The organism is Sphingomonas sp. TF3, from assembly GCF_003985085.1.
GTDB lineage: Bacteria > Pseudomonadota > Alphaproteobacteria > Sphingomonadales > Sphingomonadaceae > Sphingomonas.
On record NZ_RWKS01000014.1, the window covers coordinates 94,421 to 113,539 of the forward strand.

10 protein-coding genes are annotated in these 19,119 nt (G+C 63.9%); 3 read left to right on the plus strand and 7 right to left on the minus strand.

Translation table 11 applies throughout. From position 1 onward, the window contains the following. Nucleotides 1–145: 145 nt before the first annotated feature. Together alsS and budA are read right to left on the minus strand one after the other, a co-directional pair. A complete protein-coding gene (gene alsS / locus EJC47_RS13795) occupies nucleotides 146–1,819 on the minus strand; it encodes an acetolactate synthase AlsS (RefSeq protein WP_033964484.1) in 1,674 nt (557 codons plus the stop codon). Then, nucleotides 1,816–2,625, minus strand: a complete 810-nt coding sequence (budA, locus tag EJC47_RS13800; protein WP_126848499.1) for an acetolactate decarboxylase — start codon at nucleotides 2,623–2,625, stop codon at nucleotides 1,816–1,818. The genes alsS and budA overlap by 4 nt, the downstream gene beginning before the upstream one ends. 205 nt (nucleotides 2,626–2,830) lie before the next feature. On the opposite strand from budA, the gene katG reads away from it, so the two are divergent. Both katG and EJC47_RS13810 read left to right on the plus strand, forming a co-directional pair. Further along, the gene (katG, locus tag EJC47_RS13805; RefSeq protein ID WP_033964485.1) at nucleotides 2,831–5,038 is read left to right on the plus strand and encodes a catalase/peroxidase HPI; all 2,208 of its coding nucleotides are present in this window, start codon (nucleotides 2,831–2,833) and stop codon (nucleotides 5,036–5,038) included. Next, on the plus strand, nucleotides 5,035–6,273 hold the full coding sequence (locus tag EJC47_RS13810) for a carbohydrate porin (protein WP_126848501.1): 1,239 nt from the start codon (nucleotides 5,035–5,037) through the stop codon (nucleotides 6,271–6,273). Before katG ends, EJC47_RS13810 begins: the two co-directional genes overlap by 4 nt. Nucleotides 6,274–6,310: 37 nt before the next feature. Here EJC47_RS13810 and EJC47_RS13815 read toward each other — a convergent pair whose 3' ends face one another. From EJC47_RS13815 to EJC47_RS13825, 3 genes are read right to left on the minus strand one after another with little or no spacing between them, the layout of a single operon-like run. Continuing rightward, entirely contained in the window at nucleotides 6,311–7,744 is a 1,434-nt protein-coding gene (locus EJC47_RS13815) for an efflux transporter outer membrane subunit (protein WP_126848503.1), read from the minus strand. A 2-nt stretch (nucleotides 7,745–7,746) separates the two neighbouring features. Continuing rightward, nucleotides 7,747–10,923 (minus strand): efflux RND transporter permease subunit, encoded by a 3,177-nt coding sequence (locus EJC47_RS13820; protein ID WP_033964486.1) that lies wholly within the window; start codon nucleotides 10,921–10,923, stop codon nucleotides 7,747–7,749. 5 nt (nucleotides 10,924–10,928) lie between these two features. Further along, nucleotides 10,929–12,080 carry an efflux RND transporter periplasmic adaptor subunit gene (locus tag EJC47_RS13825; RefSeq protein ID WP_126848505.1) on the minus strand — a complete coding sequence of 384 codons (1,152 nt, stop codon included), beginning with the start codon at nucleotides 12,078–12,080 and terminating at the stop codon, nucleotides 10,929–10,931. A gap of 101 nt (nucleotides 12,081–12,181) precedes the next feature. On the opposite strand from EJC47_RS13825, the gene EJC47_RS13830 reads away from it, so the two are divergent. Then, nucleotides 12,182–12,838 carry a TetR/AcrR family transcriptional regulator gene (locus tag EJC47_RS13830; RefSeq protein ID WP_126848507.1) on the plus strand — a complete coding sequence of 219 codons (657 nt, stop codon included), beginning with the start codon at nucleotides 12,182–12,184 and terminating at the stop codon, nucleotides 12,836–12,838. Between the two features lie 75 nt (nucleotides 12,839–12,913). Here EJC47_RS13830 and EJC47_RS13835 read toward each other — a convergent pair whose 3' ends face one another. Both EJC47_RS13835 and EJC47_RS13840 read right to left on the minus strand, forming a co-directional pair. Beyond that, nucleotides 12,914–15,961, minus strand: a complete 3,048-nt coding sequence (locus EJC47_RS13835) for a glycosyl hydrolase family 28-related protein (protein ID WP_126848509.1) — start codon at nucleotides 15,959–15,961, stop codon at nucleotides 12,914–12,916. Between the two features lie 82 nt (nucleotides 15,962–16,043). Next, entirely contained in the window at nucleotides 16,044–19,088 is a 3,045-nt protein-coding gene (locus EJC47_RS13840) for a TonB-dependent receptor plug domain-containing protein (protein WP_126848511.1), read from the minus strand. Between the last annotated feature and the right edge of the window lie 31 nt (nucleotides 19,089–19,119).

Sequence of the window (19,119 nt, forward strand, 5' to 3'; positions counted from 1 at the left end):
CGATCGCAACGCTTTTTAGGCTGGTCGCGGCGATTTGCCACCGCAATCGAGGGTGCGCAGCATCTTCCTTCGCCAGGGAATGACCGCCCGGAATACCGCGCGTGCGGCCCCCCGGGCAGTCCCCTTAACGTTCGCGAAGCGGATCCTACAGAATGCTGCCTTCGTGCACCATTTCGAACAGCTGCGCATTCTTGCTGTAATCGACATTGACGCCGATCAGCACGGGCCCCGGGGTGTCGAAGGCCTGGTGAAGTGCAGGCGCGATGGCGTCAGGGCCGGCGACCTGTATGCCCTTCGCGCCAAACGCCTCGGCATATTTCACGACATCGATTGGCCCAAGGTCCGTGCCCGAATGGCGACCGTATTTCAGCTCCTCCTGCGCGGCGACCATGTTGTAGCTGCCGTCGATCCAGATCATGTGGACAAGGTTCGATTTCAGTCGCACCGCGGTTTCCAATTCCATGCCGGAAAACAGAAATCCGCCGTCTCCCGACACCGACAGTACTTTCTCGCTCGGACGAACGATGCTGGCGGCGATACCCCACGGCAGTGCCACGCCCAGGGTTTGCTGACCATTGGAGATCAACACCTGACGTGCGCGAAAGCTGGTGAGATAACGCGACAGATACAGGCTGAACGACCCCATGTCCGAGCAGAGCGTAACGTCGGGCGTGAGCATCTTCTGGAGTTCGGCGATAATGCGCAGTGGATGGACGGGCGTCCCGCCTTGCGCGGCAGCTTCGGTGAGCAGTTGGACGCGGTCTGCGGCGATCACCTCGAGCAACGTCGCGGCTTTTGCGGAAGGTGCCTTGCGCGTAAGCTGCGGGGTCAGCCGGGTCAGGCTGGCCTCGATATCGCCGATGACCTCGACGGAGGGGTTATAGGCGTTCTCGATCTGCGCCGGGACGACGTCGATATGGACGATCGGCCGATCCGATCCCTGGTTCCAGATCGATGGCCAATATTCGACCGCATCGTAGCCGATCGTGACGACCAGGTCGGCGGACTCAAGCAAGGTGTCGGCGGCCTGATTGGCGATTTGCCCGACACGCCCACCGAATACGGCGAACTCGCGTTCCGAAACCGCACCCGCCGCCTGGAACGTGCCGACGACGGGCAGCGCCGCCAGGTCGAGCAGCGCGCGGATCGCCTTTGCCGCTCTGGGCTTGCTCGCCATCAGGCCGAGCAGCACGACGGGATTGTTTGCTGCGTTGATCAGGCGCGCCGCTTCCGCCAGCGCGCCCTCGGATCCTGCGCCGTAGCCTGGCATGCCGTTCAATGCGATTGGGCGGCACGCCGCCTCGCCGGTCATGATGTCGAGCGGCAATCCGACGAACGCCGCGCCCGGACGCCCGGTCTCTGCGGCGCGGAAGGCTGCAGACAGGATTTCGGCGGTGGCGGCGGGGGAGTCGACCTCGGCTGCATATTTGGTGACGGGTTTGAGCACATCGACCGAATCCAGCGTCTGGTGCAATGCCTTGAGCCGGTCCGCCACGGCGACGGAGCCCCCCAGCGCAACGATCGGGTCGCCCTCGGAATTGGCGGTGGCGAGGCCGGTGGTGAGGTTTGCCACGCCAGGGCCCGAGGTCGCGATCGCGACGCCCGCCTTGCCGGTCATCCGTCCGATCCCGCCGGCGATGAACGCGGCATTCTGCTCGTGGCGGCACACCACCGTCTGAATCGACGAATCGACCAGCCGGTCGAACACCTTGTCGATCTTGGCACCGGGCACGCCAAACACATGCGTGGTGCCGCGCTGTTCGAGCGTTTCAACGACGATGTCGGCGCCGGTACGCGGCCGTGTGCTTGTCTGCGTCATGACAATGTCCCATTCGGTTTGGAGGGTGATGTGGTTGGCTCGCCCTCCGCAGCGGCAATCTTCTGCGGCAGGTCGCTGTCGTCGAGATTGGAGCCGAGAAAGGCGTCGGTTTCGGGCAACTCGATGTGGAGACCGTGCATTGTGCAAGTTTGCGCGGTCGCGTCGCTGATCTGGAAATCCAGCACATGGCCGCCCGACCTACGATCGGCGGTCAAAAAATGCAGGTGAAAGCCCGGCACGCCGAGGGTTCCCGCAAAGGTCGGCGTGCGAAAGCCGGCCAGCGTGCCCGCAACATTGGTGAGAACGGTTTCGGCTTGCCCCTTTGTCGCATCCTGCAGGGGCGGGAAGGGCCGGTGCTGTTCGCGCACGGTCCTGGTCGTCACGCTTGCAAACTGCCCGTCGACACGGATCGCCGTAAACAGATTGGCTTCGGTCAGCGCCGTCAGGCGGTCGAGCAGGTCGGCCTTTGCGATATCGGCCACGGGCAGGCTGCGCTCGGGTTTGAAGAAGGTGACAACCGCGAACGGTGTCTTCTGATCGTCCGTAACGGGCCGCGCCGAACCGTCCGAACGGAGCTGGTAGAACACGCCGTCGAAGCCCACCATCTCGCCGTCGAGATCGTTGAACGTGCCAAGGCCGAAGTCCCCATGCCGATGCAGTTCGCCATAGGTCGTCAGCCCTTCGTAGACACCCTCGACCAGCGCCGACATCAGCGATGTCTGGTACAATTCGCCGGATTTCGCATCTGCCGCGCGTCCGCCGGCGATCGCAGCCGCCCCGATCATCCCCAGCGCTGAGTCCGTCATCACTGCATCTCCTTGCGGCGTTCGGTTTCAAGGCTTTGGAAAACCGTGCCGATCGAGCGGCTTGCTACAAAGTCGCGCCTTTCCAGGCACTCATACAAAGGTTGCGCCCTCCCGCCGGGGCGTCGGCAACCGACACCATCGTATGATTCAGCGGCGGCAGGGCGCTGTTAGACCACTCGCCTGATCTTCTGCCGAGGGAAAGAGCATGTCCGTCGAAAGCAAATGCCCCATGAGCGGCGGTGCGGTGTCCGGCAACGCCGTGCTGTTCGACATGACCGACCGGCTCTGGTGGCCGAACCGTCTCGACTTGGCCGTGCTCAACCAGAATGCGCCGCAGCCGACGCCGCTGGGGGATGCGTTCGATTATGCGAGCGAGTTTGCAACGCTCGACCTCGCGGCGGTCAAGCGCGACATCGTCGCGCTAATGACCGAATCGCAGAGCTGGTGGCCTGCCGATTATGGCCATTACGGTCCGCTGTTCATCCGCATGTCGTGGCACGGGGCCGGCACCTATCGCATCGGCGACGGGCGCGGCGGGGCGGGGCAGGGCGCGCAACGCTTCGCGCCGCTCAACAGCTGGCCCGACAACGCCAATCTCGACAAGGCGCGGCTGCTGGTGTGGACGATCAAGCAGAAATACGGACGAAAACTCAGTTGGGCGGACCTTTTGGTGTTGACCGGAACCTGCGCCATTGAAGCTATGGGGCTGAAGACCGTCGGCTTTGGCGGCGGTCGCATCGATATCTGGGAGCCGCAGAACGACACCTATTGGGGGCCGGAGCGGGTCTGGCTTGGCGGCGACAAGCGCTACAGCGGCGATCGCGAGCTTCAGGAGCCGCTGGCGTCGAGCCAGATGGGGCTGATCTACGTGAACCCCGAAGGGCCCGATGGCATTCCCGACCCCGTCGCCGCCATCCGCGACATTCGCGAGACCTTCACCCGCATGGCGATGAACGATGCGGAAACCGTGGCTCTGATCGCGGGCGGCCACACCTTCGGCAAGAATCACGGTGCCGCGCCGCCCAAGGAGTATGTCGGGCCCGAACCCGAGGGAGCGCCGATCGAGCAATTGGGGCTGGGCTGGAAGAACAGTTTTGGAACGGGCAACGGCGCGGCGACGATCACCGGCGGGCTGGAAGGGGCGTGGACGAGCGATCCCATCCGCTGGGACAATGGTTATTTTTCCAACCTGTTCGGCTATGAATGGGAGCTAACCGCCAGTCCGGCCGGCGCGCATCAATGGACGCCGATCAACCCGGAGGCGCAGGGTACCGTGCCCGACGCACACGATCCGTCCAAACGCCATGCGCCGATCATGCAGACGACCGATATCGCGCTCCTGCACGACCCCTCCTATGCAAAGATCGCGCGGCATTATTACGAAAATCCCGCCGAATTCGGTCACGCCTTTGCCGAAGCCTGGTACAAGCTCACCCATCGCGACATGGGGCCGCATCCGCGCTTGCTTGGCCCCGACGTTCCGGCGGAGCCGCGGCTATGGCAGGACCCGGTTCCGGTTTGCGACCACCCGCTGATCGATGCGGCCGATATCGCGGCGCTCAAGATCGAAATCCTGGCCTCGGGGTTGACCACGGCCCGGCTGGTGGCGACCGCTTGGGCGTCGGCCTCGACCTATCGCAATTCCGACAAGCGTGGCGGCGCGAACGGGGCTCGAATCCGGCTTGCGCCGCAAAAGGATTGGCCGGTCAATGAGCCCGAACACCTCGCCATGGCGCTGGCCGCGCTTGAACACGTCCAGCAGGCCTTCAACGCATCGGCACCTGGCGGCAAGCGGGTATCGCTCGCCGATCTGATTGTGCTGGGCGGCGCGGCTGCGATCGAGGATGCTGCCCGTCGAGCCGGCTATACGCTGGAAGTGCCGTTTACGCCGGGCCGGATGGATGCCGCGCAGGACGACACCGACGTCCAGTCCTTTGCCTATCTCGAGCCCAAGGTCGATGGTTTCCGCAATTATGTCGGAGCCACGCTGCCGTGGTCGCAGGAAGAAATGCTGGTCGATCGCGCGGATTTGCTGAAACTCACCGCGCCGGAAATGACCGCGCTGGTGGGCGGACTGCGCGTGCTCGGCGCGAATGTCGATCAGTCGACCCACGGCGTGTTCACCGACCGTCCCGGCGTGTTGACCAACGACTTCTTCGTCAATCTGCTGGCGTCGAGCTTGCGCATGACGTGGACGCCCGCGACCGAAGCCGACGTGTTTCAGGCGCATGACCGCGCCACGGGCGCAGTGACATGGACCGCGACGCGCGTCGATTTGATCTTTGGATCGAACGCGCAATTGCGCGCGATTGCCGAGGCCTATGCAACCGACGATTCGGGTCTGCTCTTTGTCCATGCTTTCGTCGCGGCGTGGAGCAAGGTGATGGACCTCGATCGCTTCGATCTCGCATGAGGGCGAGCCGCGCAGGCTTGGCGGTCCTTGCCTTTGCCGGGCTCGGTCTGGCCGGGACCGCCGATCCGGGATGCGCCCAGACCCTCCCCTCGGCCGCCCAGAACGGCGGCGAGAATGGCGAGGCGGCGCGCCGCTCCGAGCGGACATTGACCGTGACGCTGACCTATACCAGCGATGCCAACGCCGATGTCTCGGGTGGCGCGCGAACGGGAAGCGCGTATCTCCAGCGGATCGGTCTGATCGGCGACGCGGACTTGGCGCACGCGATCGGCTGGAACGGTGCCACCGCGCATATCAGTTTCCAATCTATCGTCGGAACCGGGCTGTCGGCCAGCCGGGTCGGCAATTTGCTGACGGTGAGCGGCATCGAGGCCCCCCCGGCGCTTCGCCTGTTCAATGTGTGGGTAGAACAAAAGGTGGGCAGCGCGACGTCGGTCCGCGTGGGCCAATTTTCCGCCGGGCAGGAATTCTCGATCAGCCCCACGGCAAATCTGTTCGTCAATTCGACCTTTGGCTGGCCAGGCAGTTTCGCGACCGACTTGCCCGGTGGCGGCCCCGCTTATCCCATATCGGTGCCCGGTGCGCGGCTGGCGACCACCTTCGATGGAGGCAAGACCACCGCGCGTATCGCGGTGTTCACGGGCAACCCGCCGGGGCGGGATGTGCACGGCTTTGCTGCCTGGCGCTTCGACCAGCCGCCGCTCGCGATCGCGGAGGTGGCGCGGTCGGCGGGCGGGGATGATCCGGCCTGGACCTTTGTGCTGGGCGGCTGGGCAAGCTTCGATCGCTTCGCCGATCTGCGATCCCCGACCGGGCGGCTGCTGCGCGGGGATCAGGCTGTATATGTCATCGGCGACGCGCGGCTCTGGCGACGGGCCGGGCGCAGCCTCCGCGGCTTCGCCCGCTTCAGCGCATCGCCCGCAAACCGGAACCTGATTGGCGTGTATGGAGACGTCGGCGCATCGCTGACCGGCCTAATTGCCGCACGCCCAAAAGATGTCATGGGGCTGGCGATCGCAGTCGCCGGCCTATCGCCGATGACGCCCGCGATTCCCGGGCCCATTGCCTCGCCGCCTCCGGAAATGGCGATCGAGGCAAGTTATCAGGCGAATTTCGGCAAGGGGTTCTCTTTGCAGCCCAATGCCCAGTTGATCCTCAACCCCTATAACGCGAACACGGCCACGTCACAGCGGCGCGCTATCGTAATCGGCCTGCGCACGGCCTTCCGTCTCTGAGCGACGTGTCTCGGCAACCGCGCCAAGCGGATTCGCTTCAACTCAACCCGCCGCCCAGAACGCGGTACAGGGTGACGAGATTGGTGGCGCGCGCGAGCCGCGTCGTCACCAGATCCCGCCGGGCGCTGTAGGCGGTGCGCTGTGCGTCGAGCGATGTCAGGAAGGAATCGACCCCTGCGCGATATCGTGCGTCGGACAGCCGCGCCGATATCTCAGCCGCCGATGCCCGTCGCGTCCGGGCGCCGATCTGGGCGTCAATCGTGCCGCGCGTCGCCAACGCATCGGCGACCTCGCGGAACGCGGTCTGCAGGGTCTTTTCATAGGTGGCGACTGCGCCCTGTTGCTGGGCCCGTGCCAGATCCAGATTGCCCTTGCGGCGACCGAAATCGAAGATCGGCAGGGTCGCGCCGGGTGCCACCGACCAGCTCTGGCTGTTGGCCCCGAACAGCCCGCTGAGCGCGGAGCTCACCGTGCCAAAGCTGGTGGTCAGCGAGATTGTCGGGAACATGGCAGCGCGCGCCGCGCCGATATTGGCATTTTGCGCAATCAGTTGATGTTCGGCCTGCAGCACGTCGGGACGGCGCAGCAATATCGAGGACTGGAGGTCGCCCGGCAGCGCGTTCAAGGTCCGGTCGGTGTCTCCCAGCCCTTGCGGCAGCAGCGTCTCGGGCGTCGGGGCCCCTACCAGCAGATCCAGCGCGTTGTGATCCTGCGCGATTTGCGCCCGCAGCGTCGCGATGTCATTCGCGGCGGATTCGTAATTGGTCTCGGCCTGGCGTGCGGCCAGTTCGGACTGCGTGCCGATCCGGAATTGCGCCCGCGTGAGTTGCAGCGACTGATCGTAGCTCGCCAGCGTCTCCTGCGCGACCGCGAGCAAATCCTGATCCGCCGCCAGCGTCAGATAGGCCGACGCGATCTCCGAGATGAGGCTGATCCGGGCGGCGCGCTGCGCTTCTTCGGTCGCGAAATAGCTTTGCAGCGCGCTTTCGCTGAGATTGCGCAGGCGACCCCACAGATCGAGCTCGAACGACGAAATGCCGACATTGCCGGAATAGACTTCAACGGTCGAATTGGAGGCCGCACTTGAGGCCGATCCACCGCTGGAAGCCGCTGCTGCCGTACCGTTGGAGATCGTCGCCGAGGCACCCAGGTTGACCGTCGGCAACAGGTCGGCGCGCTGCACCCGATATTGCGCCCGCGCTTGCAGGACGTTTGCTGCTGCCAGCCGCAAATCGCGGTTGTTGGCGAGGCCCAGCGCGATGACCTCGCGCAGTTTGGCGTCGGTGAAGAAGGTTTGCCATCCGATTTTTGAAATATCTGCGGCATCGCTGGACGCGGCGGGATAGGCCCCTCCCGTCGGCAAAGCGGCGGGCACCGCGCCCTGCGGTCGGACATAACCCGGTGCGAGATTGCATCCGGCGAGCGCGGCACTGGCCAGCAGCGCGGCTGCAATGCGGATCGTGCTGGTCATGGTCAGGCTCCTTGCGGCGCGGAATTGGAGGCGGATGGATCGGTGGGCGTGGTGGCAGCCTCCTGTGTCTTGCCTCGCGCAAACAGGCTGCGCACGACCACGAAGAACATCGGGATGAAGAAGATGCCGAGAACGGTGGCGCTCAACATACCGCCGACGACCGCACGTCCGATGGCATTTTGCCCGCCTGCGCCGGCACCGGTCGAGATGGCGAGCGGCATCACCCCGAAGATGAAGGCGAGGCTGGTCATGAGGATCGGACGCAACCGCATCCTCGCCGCGACGATGGCGGCATCGAAGGCCGTCATGCCCTCCCGCATCCGTTCTTCGGCAAATTCCACGATCAGGATCGCATTCTTTGCCGACACGCCGATCGTGGTGATCAAGCCGACTTGCAGATAGATGTCGTTGTTCAGCCCGGTCAGCATCGCGGCCAGCAACGCGCCGACCACGCCCAGCGGCACGACTAACAGCACCGAAATCGGCACCGACCAGCTTTCGTACAGCGCGGCAAGGCACAGGAACACGATCAGTAGCGACAATCCATAGAGCGCCGGAGCCTGACCGCCCGAGAGCTTTTCCTCATAGGACAAGCCCGTCCATTCGAGCGCCGTCCCCGGCGGCAGCTTGGCGTGAAGCTCCTGCATCGCGGCCAGCGCGGCACCCGTGCTGAGCCCCGGGGCCGAGCCACCCTGCAATTCCATCGCTGGCTGGCCGTTATAGCGGGTCAACTGAACGGGGGCCTGGGTCCAGGACAGCGTGGTAAAGGCGCTGTAGGGTACCATGTCGCCATTGCCGCCACGGATATAATATTTGTCGAGGTCTTCGGGCTTCAGTCGGAAGGGCGCATCGGCCTGGACAAAGACACGCTTTACGCGCCCGCGATCGATGAAATCGTTGACATAGGCGCTGCCCCACGCGGTCGAGATCGTGGAATTGACTTGCGACAGATCAAGCCCCAGCGCACGCGCCTTGTCCTGATCGACATTGATCTTGAGTTGCGGCGCGTCCTCCAGCGACATCGGCCGAACCTGGGCCAGGCGCTTGTCCTGCATCGCCATGCCGAGCAGCATGTTGCGCATCTGGACCAGTTTCTCATGACCCATGCCGACCTGGTCGACCAGTTGGAGGTCGAACCCGGTCGCGTTTCCGAGTTCCTGCACGGCGGGCGGCACGATCGCGAAGATCATTGCGTCGTGGAATTGCGAGAACGCCCCCATCGCGCGCCCGGCGATCGCCTGCGCCTTGTTGGCTGCACCTGAGCGCGCGTCCCAGTCCTTCAATTTGACGAAGGCGAGACCGGCATTCTGGCCCTGTCCGGCAAAGCTGAAGCCGCTGATCGTGAAGACGCCCTCGACATCGGCTTTTTCCTTGGTGAGGAAATAGTCGCGCACCTGCTCCAGCGCTTCGTTGGTGCGCGCGGTGGTTGCGCCCGACGGGCCCTGCACCAGCGCGATGACCGAGCCCTGATCCTCATCGGGGAGGAAGCCGGTTGGCAAGCGCACGAACAACAGTGCCATCCCGATCGCGATCAGCGCGAAAACGGTCAATGACCGTCCCCACCGGCGCGCGGTGCTGCGAGTGCCGCTTTCGTATTTCGCTGCGCCGCGGTCGAACATCGTGTTGAACCAGCGGAAAAAGCGCGAAAGGGGGCCGTTGCCTTCCAATTTGCTTGGATCGTGCGGCTTCAGGATGGTCGCGCACAAAGCCGGTGTCAGGATCAAGGCGACCAGGACGGACAAGACCATGGCCGACACGATGGTAATCGAGAACTGACGGTAAATGACGCCGGTGGAGCCCCCGAAGAACGCCATTGGCAGGAACACAGCGGACAGGACCAGCGCGATGCCGACCAGCGCGCTGCTGATTTCGTCCATCGATTTGCGCGCGGCTTCCTTCGGCGACAGATGTTCGGTCGTGATGAGTCGCTCGACATTCTCGACCACGACGATCGCGTCGTCGACCAGCAGGCCGATCGCGAGCACCATGCCAAAGAGCGTCAGCGTGTTGATCGAATAGCCTGCGACCGCCAGCACCCCGAAGGTACCCAGCAAAACCACCGGCACCGCGATCGTCGGGATCAGCGTTGCGCGCCAGTTTTGCAGGAACAGGAACATGACGAAGAAGACGAGGACGACCGCCTCGATCAGCGTGTGGATGACCTGTTCGATCGACAGCCGGACGAAGGGCGTGGAGTCGTAGGGATAGATGACCTTCACATCGGACGGAAAGGTCTTGGAAAGCTCCGCGACGCGGGACTTGACGGCTTCGACGGTCGCCAGCGCATTCGCACCCGGTGCCAGCTTGATGCCGATGCCTGATGCGGGTTGGCCGTTATACCGTGTGTTGAAGCCGTAATCAGCAGCACCGAGTTCAACCCGTGCCACATCGCGCAAGCGCACGACCGCGCCTGCCGTATCGGTTTTCAAGCGGATATCGCCGAACTGCTCGGGCGTCTGCAATCGCGACTGGATCGAAACGGTGGCGTTGAGCATCTGATTGGCGGGTGCAGGTTGCGCACCCAATTGACCCGCAGAAACCTGTGCGTTCTGCGCCTGCAACGCGGCGGTCACGTCGGCGACGGTGAGTTGATAGCCGTTGAGCTTGAGCGGATCGATCCAGACCCGCATTGCATATTGCGCGCCGAACAATTCTGTATCGCCGACGCCGTTAACGCGGCTGAGCGGATCCTGGACGTGCGAGGCAAGAATATCGGCAAGGTCCGACGCGCTGTGACGGCCGCCCTCCGAATAAACGCCGAGGATGAGCAGGAAGTTGGAGGTCGCCTTGGCGACCTGAATGCCTTGCTGCTGGACTTCCTGCGGCAAGAGCGGGGTCGCTGCCTGCAGCTTGTTCTGCACCTGCACCTGCGCGATGTCGGGGTCGGTGCCTTGCTCGAACGTCAGCGTGATCGACACCGTGCCGGCCGAACTCGACGATGACGAGAAATAGCGAAGGTGATCGATCCCCTTCATCTGCTGTTCGATGATCTGGGTCGTCGTGTTTTCAAGCGTTTGCGCATCGGCACCGGGATAGGTCGCGGTGATGCTGACCGAAGGCGGTGCGATCGAGGGAAACTGCGCGATCGGCAAGCTACGGATGCCGATCAAGCCGGCGACCATCAAGATGATCGCGATGACCCAGGCAAAAATGGGCCGATCGATAAAGAAACGCGACATGGGGGTTACTGTCCCTTGCCAGCAGCGGCGGCTGCGGGGGCCTTCGGGGTCCAGCGAACCGGTTTGACCGGCATCCCCGGCTGCAGGTTCTGCGCTCCTTCGACGATCACCCGATCGCCGCGCGCAAGCCCTGCGGTGACCAGCCAATTCTCGCCGATGGTGCGCGGGGCAGTCAGCGTGCGCGGCTGGATCTTGTCCCCGGCACCGACGACCATCACCACGGCGTTACCCTTTTCGTCGCGGCTGACCGCCCGCTGCGGGACGAGCAGCGCGTTGGCTTGCGTCCCTTCGACGAACTGGGCGGTGACGTACATGCCCGGCAGCAGCAGTCGGTTGGGATTGGCGAATTCCGCGCGGATCGTCTGGCTGCCCGTCGCGGGATCGACCGTGACATCGGCGAACTTCACGACGCCCTCGATGGGATAGATCGTGCCGTCCTCAAGCTTCAGCCGAAGCCGTGCAGTACCTCGCGTAAGACTGCCCGCCAGCAGTTTCTGGCGCAGCCGGAGTTGATCGGCGCTCGATTGCGTGATGTCGACATAGATTGGGTCGAGCCGCTGGATCGTGCTGAGCGCGGTCGCCTGCGACGCGGTGACCAGCCCCCCCGTCGTGACCGCCGAGCGGCCGATGCGACCTCTGATCGGAGCCCGTACCGTCGTCCGCGCAAGATCGATTTCGGCAGTACGGAGTGCGGCCTCCTGCGCGGCGACATCGGCGCGCGCCTGTTGCGCGCTGGTGACGGCATTGTCGTAATCTTGCTTGGCAATGGCATTGATCTTGACCAGCTCGCCATAGCGGCGCGCCAGTGCGTCGTTCGAGGCGATCGCTGCGCGTGCCTTTGCCAGCGCGGCGCGCGCGCTTGCGACGGTTGCCTGATAGGGTTGCGCATCGATCCGATAGAGCGGCTGGCCCGCGCGGACCTCGTCGCCCTCGGTAAACAAGCGCGCGGTAATCAACCCGTTGACCTGCGGACGGACGTCCGACGTCTCATAGGCGGCAGTGCGCCCGGCGAGTTCGGTGCTCAGCGTCACCGACTGCGGTTCCACCGTGACAAAGCCGACTTGCGGCGGGCCGGCGGCTGGCGCTTGGGGCTGGCCGTTGGAGCAGCCGGCCAGGAGGGCTACGGTGAGGACCGCGACGGAGCAAGGTTTGCGCACGCTTTCTTCCAATGTATAAGTGTGAGCGATCGATCACTCACATTTCCGCCGAGCCGGTAGCTTTGCGGATTTCAAATGACAAGCCTATTCATAGGAGGATTATGCCGACCACCCGAAAATTTGCCGATAAAGTGATGAAAAAGCGGGATTCTCGTGCGGAAGATCGGCGAGCGCGAATCTTGTCTGCGGCGCGTCAGCTCTTCACTCAATATGGCTTCCACGCCTCCGGCGTGGCGCGTATCGCCGCCGACTCGGGGGTTAAGGTCGGGCAGCTTTATCGCGATTTTGCCTGCAAGGAGGATATTGTCGCCGAGCTGGTGCGGGCCGATGTCGTCGAGTTTTTGGATGAGCCGGCGCTTCGTGCGGCAGTCGAGGCGCGCGATTTCGCGCTGGTCCGTGCGTGGATCGCGCGGTTCCTGGAAGAGGATCCGAACGATCCGGGCTCGTACGCGCTGTTCGCGGAGATGTTTGCCGAAGCAACGCGGAACGATCGTGTCGGGGACATCATGCGCGAGGTCGACGCCCTCGTCCGCGGCAATATCCTCAGCGCGCTCGACGCTTTGGCACCGGGCGAGGAGCGGGCCGCACGGCGCAGCGAGTTGGCGGATTTCATCCTCGCGGTCGGCCACGGCGTGTTGTTTCGCAGAATTTCGGATCCAGACGTCCATCACGCGGAGCTTTCCCGCTATATCGGGCAGCTGATCGACAGCGAACTGGCCAAAATTATGCAGGATCCCCCAGTGAACCCGACGCGCTGAGCGCGGTGCGTTGGGTTTGAGAGGATCCGTTGTGGCGCACGGCCCGCTAGGTCTGCCCGGCAAGCGCGCTTGGCGTCAGGGAATGCCGACGCCGTAAATGGCGTGATGCGTCACCACGAAGAGCGTTTTGCGCGCGCGGTCGTCAACAAGCAGTTGGAGCGGGCGCTCGGGGATATCAATCCGGCCGATCTCGGCACCGTCTGCGGCGAAAACGAACACCTGACCGTTGGCGACATACACGCGCCCCTGCGCATCGCTCGCCACGCTCTCTCCGCCGCGATTGGCGAAGGGGACGAGATCGGTCAGTGCGCCGTGCGCTCCCAGGCGTGCGCGATAGGTTTTGTTTTCTGATGCGTTAGTAACGAACACCGTTCCGCCAACCTCGGCAGTGGTAAAGCCATAACTGTCGAGAGCGTCGGAGAACCGCCAGCCGAGAAAGTTCGAAGGCCCCTGCTGGAAGGTCCGATAGGCGGGCAGGACCAGGCTGCCGTCGGGCGACACATATTCGCGCGCCTTGGGGAGGCGCATGTCGCGGTCGAACATGTCGGCCAGCGTCGGATAGGCGTAGGTTTTGGTGTCGAGCTGGTCCTTGAACTCGCCATTCACCCAATAATTGACCGGCAGCACGGTTCTTGCGCCCGGATGATCGACGGCGGGCGTCGACGGGATCACGCGAACGTCCGCGCCGCTGTTGGGCGTGAGGCTATAGACCGTCCCATTCCGGCCCTCCGACGACAGCACGAGCAGGTTGCCCGAGCGGTCGACCGCGAGATTGACGGGATCCAGCGGTGCGTCGTTGATCACGCGCAGGCCATCGGCGCGCGACCAGGCATAGATGCGCTGCTGGCGATGATCGACGAAATACAGCGTTCCGTCAGGAGCGAGGGCCGCTCCTGCGGCGGCATAGAAACCGCTCGCCAGCTTTTCCACCTTGGCGTCCGCGAAAGCGCCCTGAGTCGCCGGAGCCACGGTGTCCGAAGTCAGGTCGAGGGCTGCAAATTCCCGCTCGCGGACTTCGAGACCGCGCGTGACATCCTGAACGGCGTTTTCGTAGGGGAATTTGCTGGCGCGCAAATAGGTCGAGCAGCCATTTTCGTCGCACGTGCCGAAGCCACTTTCGGCATTGACGTGGACGTTGCGGAAATGGAGGTCGCGGGTGTCGGTCAGCCGCACGGCGGTCGGCGCGGGTTTGAGCGATCGTGTCACGCGATAGGCGTGATAATTGGCGATCAGAAGATCGTGGCTGTGGCGAATGTCGAACGAGACCGCGTCCTGGCTCTCGCCCGCTTCCTCCTCGGTCTGCGGCGCGAGGAACTCCCAATGGGCGACATGGTCGAGCACGAATTCCGCGCGGACATGGTGCTCGCTCGACATCTGATAGACATGGCCCGGGGTGTCGGTTTCGGACACCAACATGCCCGCTTGAGCATAGGTATCGGGGCTCCAGAGATTGGCGAAAGTGCCGCCGCCGCCGCGCACCCACAGGCTCGGATATTGCGCGTCCCAGCGCTTGGCCGGGTCGGGGTCGCCGGTGTGGTTGGCGTTATAAGGGTCGAAGCGACTGCCATCGGCGAGATCGGTGCCGTGGCCGCCCTGAAACTTGACGTCTTCGACCAGCGATTGCGCGCCGGCGTGCCAGAGCAGCGCGGTTGCGCGTGGATTGATGCCGCCGGTGAACAGGCCAAGACCGGAGACGATGGCGTCTCCACCGTGCGCACTCTCGATCAGCGCCTTGGCCGAGCCCACCCCTTGGAAGGCAGGCGTGCCGTCCGGCAGGATGAGCTGCGTCAGGCTCGGGTGCAAGGCGACCAGCACGCTGTCCGGCCTTAGCCGCAGCGTGTCGGTGACGAGATAGCGACCGGCGGGAAAATAGACAGTACGGTGCGCATCGATCGCGCGCTGGATGGCGGCGGTGTCATCGGTCTTGTCATCCCCGCGCGCGCCCAGCTGCTGGACATTGGCCCAGGAATCGGTCGCAGGCAGCGGCCGGATCGCGAGCGGGGGCGGGGCAGGCAGCCGTGGGATCGGCGTGGCGTCGATCACGGTCCTATAGCTTCCGGTCCGGCCCAGCCCGGGGACCATCAGGCCATAGCCGAAGGATGCCACGCGGTAGGAGCGGCCTGCACCTGCAACCGTCCTGCCGCTGTCGCGAAAGCGGGCGAAGGTCGGCGTGGCGCTGGCAACCGCATTCTGAAAGCCGATCTGCGTATAGACGTTGTTCTCATTGCTGATCACGACGGCGGCGTTGCGGATGTTTTCGAACCGGACATCCTTGCCCCACAGCCAGTCGCCATAGCCGCGATCGATGTCGATTGCGGTTGGCACGTTGCGAAAGGCGACGTTGACCAGGGTGAGGCTCGCCTCATGCTCGCGGATCGCGGATTCGCGTTGTCCGTCGAAGGTCGAATCGAGCAGCGTGAATTGCCAGGCGGGGGATGGTTTCTCTGTCAGAATGCCATAGCGCCCGCCATGAAAATGCAGATCCTGCGCCTGATTGGCGACTTGATAGAGACCGGCAAGGCCCGAGCCGATCTGGAAATCGATATGCGCCAGATAGGCGTGCTGCGCGGCGTGAAAGCGGATCGCGGCGGCGGCGGCGTTGCCCTTGCCGATCACGAAATCGATGTTCGATAGCGCAGGGTAGAAGGTGCCGGGATTGGCATCGGCAATATCGGGGTTGAACGGCACGCTGCCCGGTGGCGGAAACGGGGTGCGATAGGTCTTGGCGGTATCGGTGGCACCGGGCTTGGCCCCGGCGAACATCACCATGGTGGCGAGGCCCTGCTTAAAGCCGGGGGTCGCATCGCCGAGCACGATGACGGGCCGGGTCTTGCCGACGCCGAACACCCGGACACCTGGCCACACGAACAGGGTGCGGCTGATGCGATAGCGGCCCGAGGGGACAAAAACGATTCCGCCGCCGCCCTTCGCCGCGGCGGCATCGATCGCGGTTTGCAGCGCCGTGGTGTCGTCGGCGCGACCGTCGCGCGTCCCTGCAACGGTGATGGCGCGGGGATCTTCCGGGGCGGTCGCGTAATAAGACGTGGATGCGGCAACGGGCATTGCTGTTGCCATAAGCGCGGCCAGAAATGTGACACGAAACGGAAGCGACCATCCGGGCATCTTACATCCTCAAAAGAAACGTCCCGGCCACCGGCCGGGACGAGGAACCCGACCCACCGGGTCGGGGTAGGGGACCGTGGTGCTAGAAATTGTAGCGTACGCCAACCCGGAACAAACGCCCGAGCGTATCGTAAAGCGACTGATTGACGTCGATGCCGGTATTGGTTTGGGGCGAGGGTGCCGGATCATGATCGAGCAGATTGTCGATCTTGAAATAAGCGTTCAATTTCTTGGTGATGTTGAACGATCCGCCCACGTCGAGATAGAAGGCACCGGGCATCGTGTTGTTGTCGATCGTCGGGTGCTGCGTGGTCGAGACCGGGCAGCCGCTGCTGCAAACGACATATTCGTTGCTGTACACGCCATCGCTGAACCAGCGCTGCTGAACGCTGAGGCTGAACCGATCGGTGGTCCAGCTTTCGGTCGTCAGCAATTTCCACGACGGGGTGTTGCCAGCATTGACCCCCGCGCCCTGTGTCGGGATCGTGCCGGGGACGCCCGGATCGGTGATGAAGTTCTTCACATTGGTGGCGAGCCCGCGCAGCACGACGCGCCCGGGCAGGCCGAGCTTGGCGACGTCAAATTGATAGCTCGCCTCAATGTCAAACCCGTCGGTGAAGATCGAGGCGAGGTTGAATGCCTGGAGGTTGACATAGGGTGCTGTCCCCGCCGGTGGCGTGAGGTTGAACGCGCCGCATAGCGAGGTGATGTTATTGAGGTAGCACAGATTGACTTCCTGCTGCGAATTGAGCGTCGAGATCACCCCGTTGATCTTGATCCGGTAATAATCGAACGACGCGCTGAAGCCGGGCAGCCAGTGCGGGCGCGACAGCACGATGCCGGCCGTGGTGTTGCGCGCGATTTCGGGCTTGAGCGCGGTGTTGCCGATCGCATTTTGCAGGATGGTCAAGGTCGCCGGGTCGCCCGGCGCGCGGTTGGGATTGGGGTTGCTGAAGTTCGGCACGGTCGTGGTGATCGGGGCGGCGAACAGCTCCGACAGGTTCGGTGCACGCACGTCGCGCGAGGTAACCGCGCGTAGCCGCACGCCGTCGATCGGCGTGTCCCACGTGCCGCCCACCTTCCAGGTGTAGATCGTGCCAGAGGTACTGTAATTGGTGACGCGTCCGGCGACGTTCAGGTTCGCGCTGCCGAGCGAGTCCGATTTGAGGAAGGGCAGGTTGAGCTCGAGGAAACCTTCGGCGACGTGGTAGCTGCCGCGACCGGCGTGATAATTGCCGGCGTACCAATTGTTGCCTGCGGTATTGAGCACCGGATCGGCCGGATAGGTGCTGGTATAGGGCGTCTCGGCCGAGACGCCGTTGCCGTATGGATCGCCGACGACGTGATAGAATTCATTGCGATATTCGGCACCTGCGGCAAACGACACCGGCCCGGCCCACAGGCTGAGCGGTGATCCGCTGAAGCTGAAGGCAAGCGCATCCTGCGTCTGGCGGGTATGCTGGAATGGGCCGTTGGTCGGTTCGATATAAGCGAGCGCCGCCGCGCTTGGCGGGGTGCCGCCGATGATGTTGATCGGCACGCAGCCATTGGCGCGCGCGACCGGATCGGCGCAAACGATCTGCCCGCCCAGACTGATCGCCTGGATCGCGGCGTTGTAGCGCGAGGTCAGCGTGATGTTCTTGACGTGGATGTCGGTAATGTTCTCGCCATGCTCATAGGAGAAGTCGTAATTCCACGTCGTGCCGAACACCGGCACCTTGCCCGTCGCGCCGCCGACGAAGCGATATTGCTTGCGCGTCGGATAGACCGTGATGTTCGCGGGCAGCTCGCCATTGCTGCTGCCGAACTGGAAGCTGGTGATGCCTGCAGTGGCGCAGGCCGCCTGGATCGAGGCGGGGACGAATGGGTTGGAGCATTGCAGCGTCAGGCCCGACTTGGTCGCGCCCGGGTTTGGCTGGTTCATCGTGTCGACCTGCGCGATGTTGACCGTCGCATAGATCTCGTTGTTCGCGTCGAGGTCGAAGCCGACGCGGCCATAGCCGTTGTAGCGATCGAGCCGTGACTGCAGCGTGGTGCCGATGCCGACATTGCCCGACAGGTCGCCGCCGAGGCAGAAGCCGCCTTGCGGGTAGCAACCCGAGACGAGGCCGAACTGCGGCGTGCCCGGAAGGGCCTTGGACGGAACGCCGTTCGAGCCATATTGGAACTGGAACGGAACGCCGTTCACGTCGAACGCGGTGCCTTGCAGCGGCCCGCCCGTGATCAGCCCGTATTTGGTATATTGATAGGCCTGCGCATGGTCGCGCACGAGATATTGCGGCGACCCGTCATTGGTCACGTTGCGATTGATGAAGGTCGAGGTGCGATACCAGCTGCGCCCGTTGGCAAGTTGCTCGCCAAAGCCGCCGGCCGGAACGCCATCTTCATGGTCATATTCGCCACTGACTTCGACATGCAGGCGATCGTTGAAGAAGGATTTTCCGGCGGCCGCCTGGAACAGATACTGCTTGTTGTCGCCGTAAGTGGTGATGCCGCCCTGAACGTTCGCCTTGAACCCGACGAAGTGCTTTTCGGTGATGAAGTTGACGACGCCGCCGACCGCATCCGAACCATAAGAAGCGGATGCACCGCCCGTCACCACATCGACGCGCTTGATCAGCAATTGCGGAAACAGGCTGATATCGGGCACGCCGGTCACGTTCGCGCCGACGACGCGCTGGCCGTCGAGCAGCGTCAGCGTGCGGATCGTGCCGAGCCCGCGCAGCGAGAAGGAGCTCAGGCCCTGCTGTCCGCTGGAGGTGCTGTTGGTGCCGGTGGTGACGCCGGTCGAACCCTGCAGCGAGGGCAATTGCGCGATCGTGGTGAAGACGTTGGGCTCGGCGTTGCGCGCGATATCGACCGCGCCGATCGTCTGGGTCGGGGTCGGCGCGGTGAAGCCGCCGGTGGTGATGCGCGAGCCGGTGACGACGATGTCCTTGGCGGTATTGTCGGCGGTGTCGGCCGTGTCTGCGGGCAGCGTCGCGGGCGGCGGCGGGGCCGCAGGCGTGGTTTGCGCCTCGGCCGGTGCCGCGATCGCGATCGCCATCAGCGACGCGAGGCTGGCGGTCAGGAATGCTGTGCGCCTGCTGCTGGAACCGGGGGTGCGTTCTGTGATCATGTCGGTCATTGGGATCCTCACCTGTTTTTTGTTGTCGTTT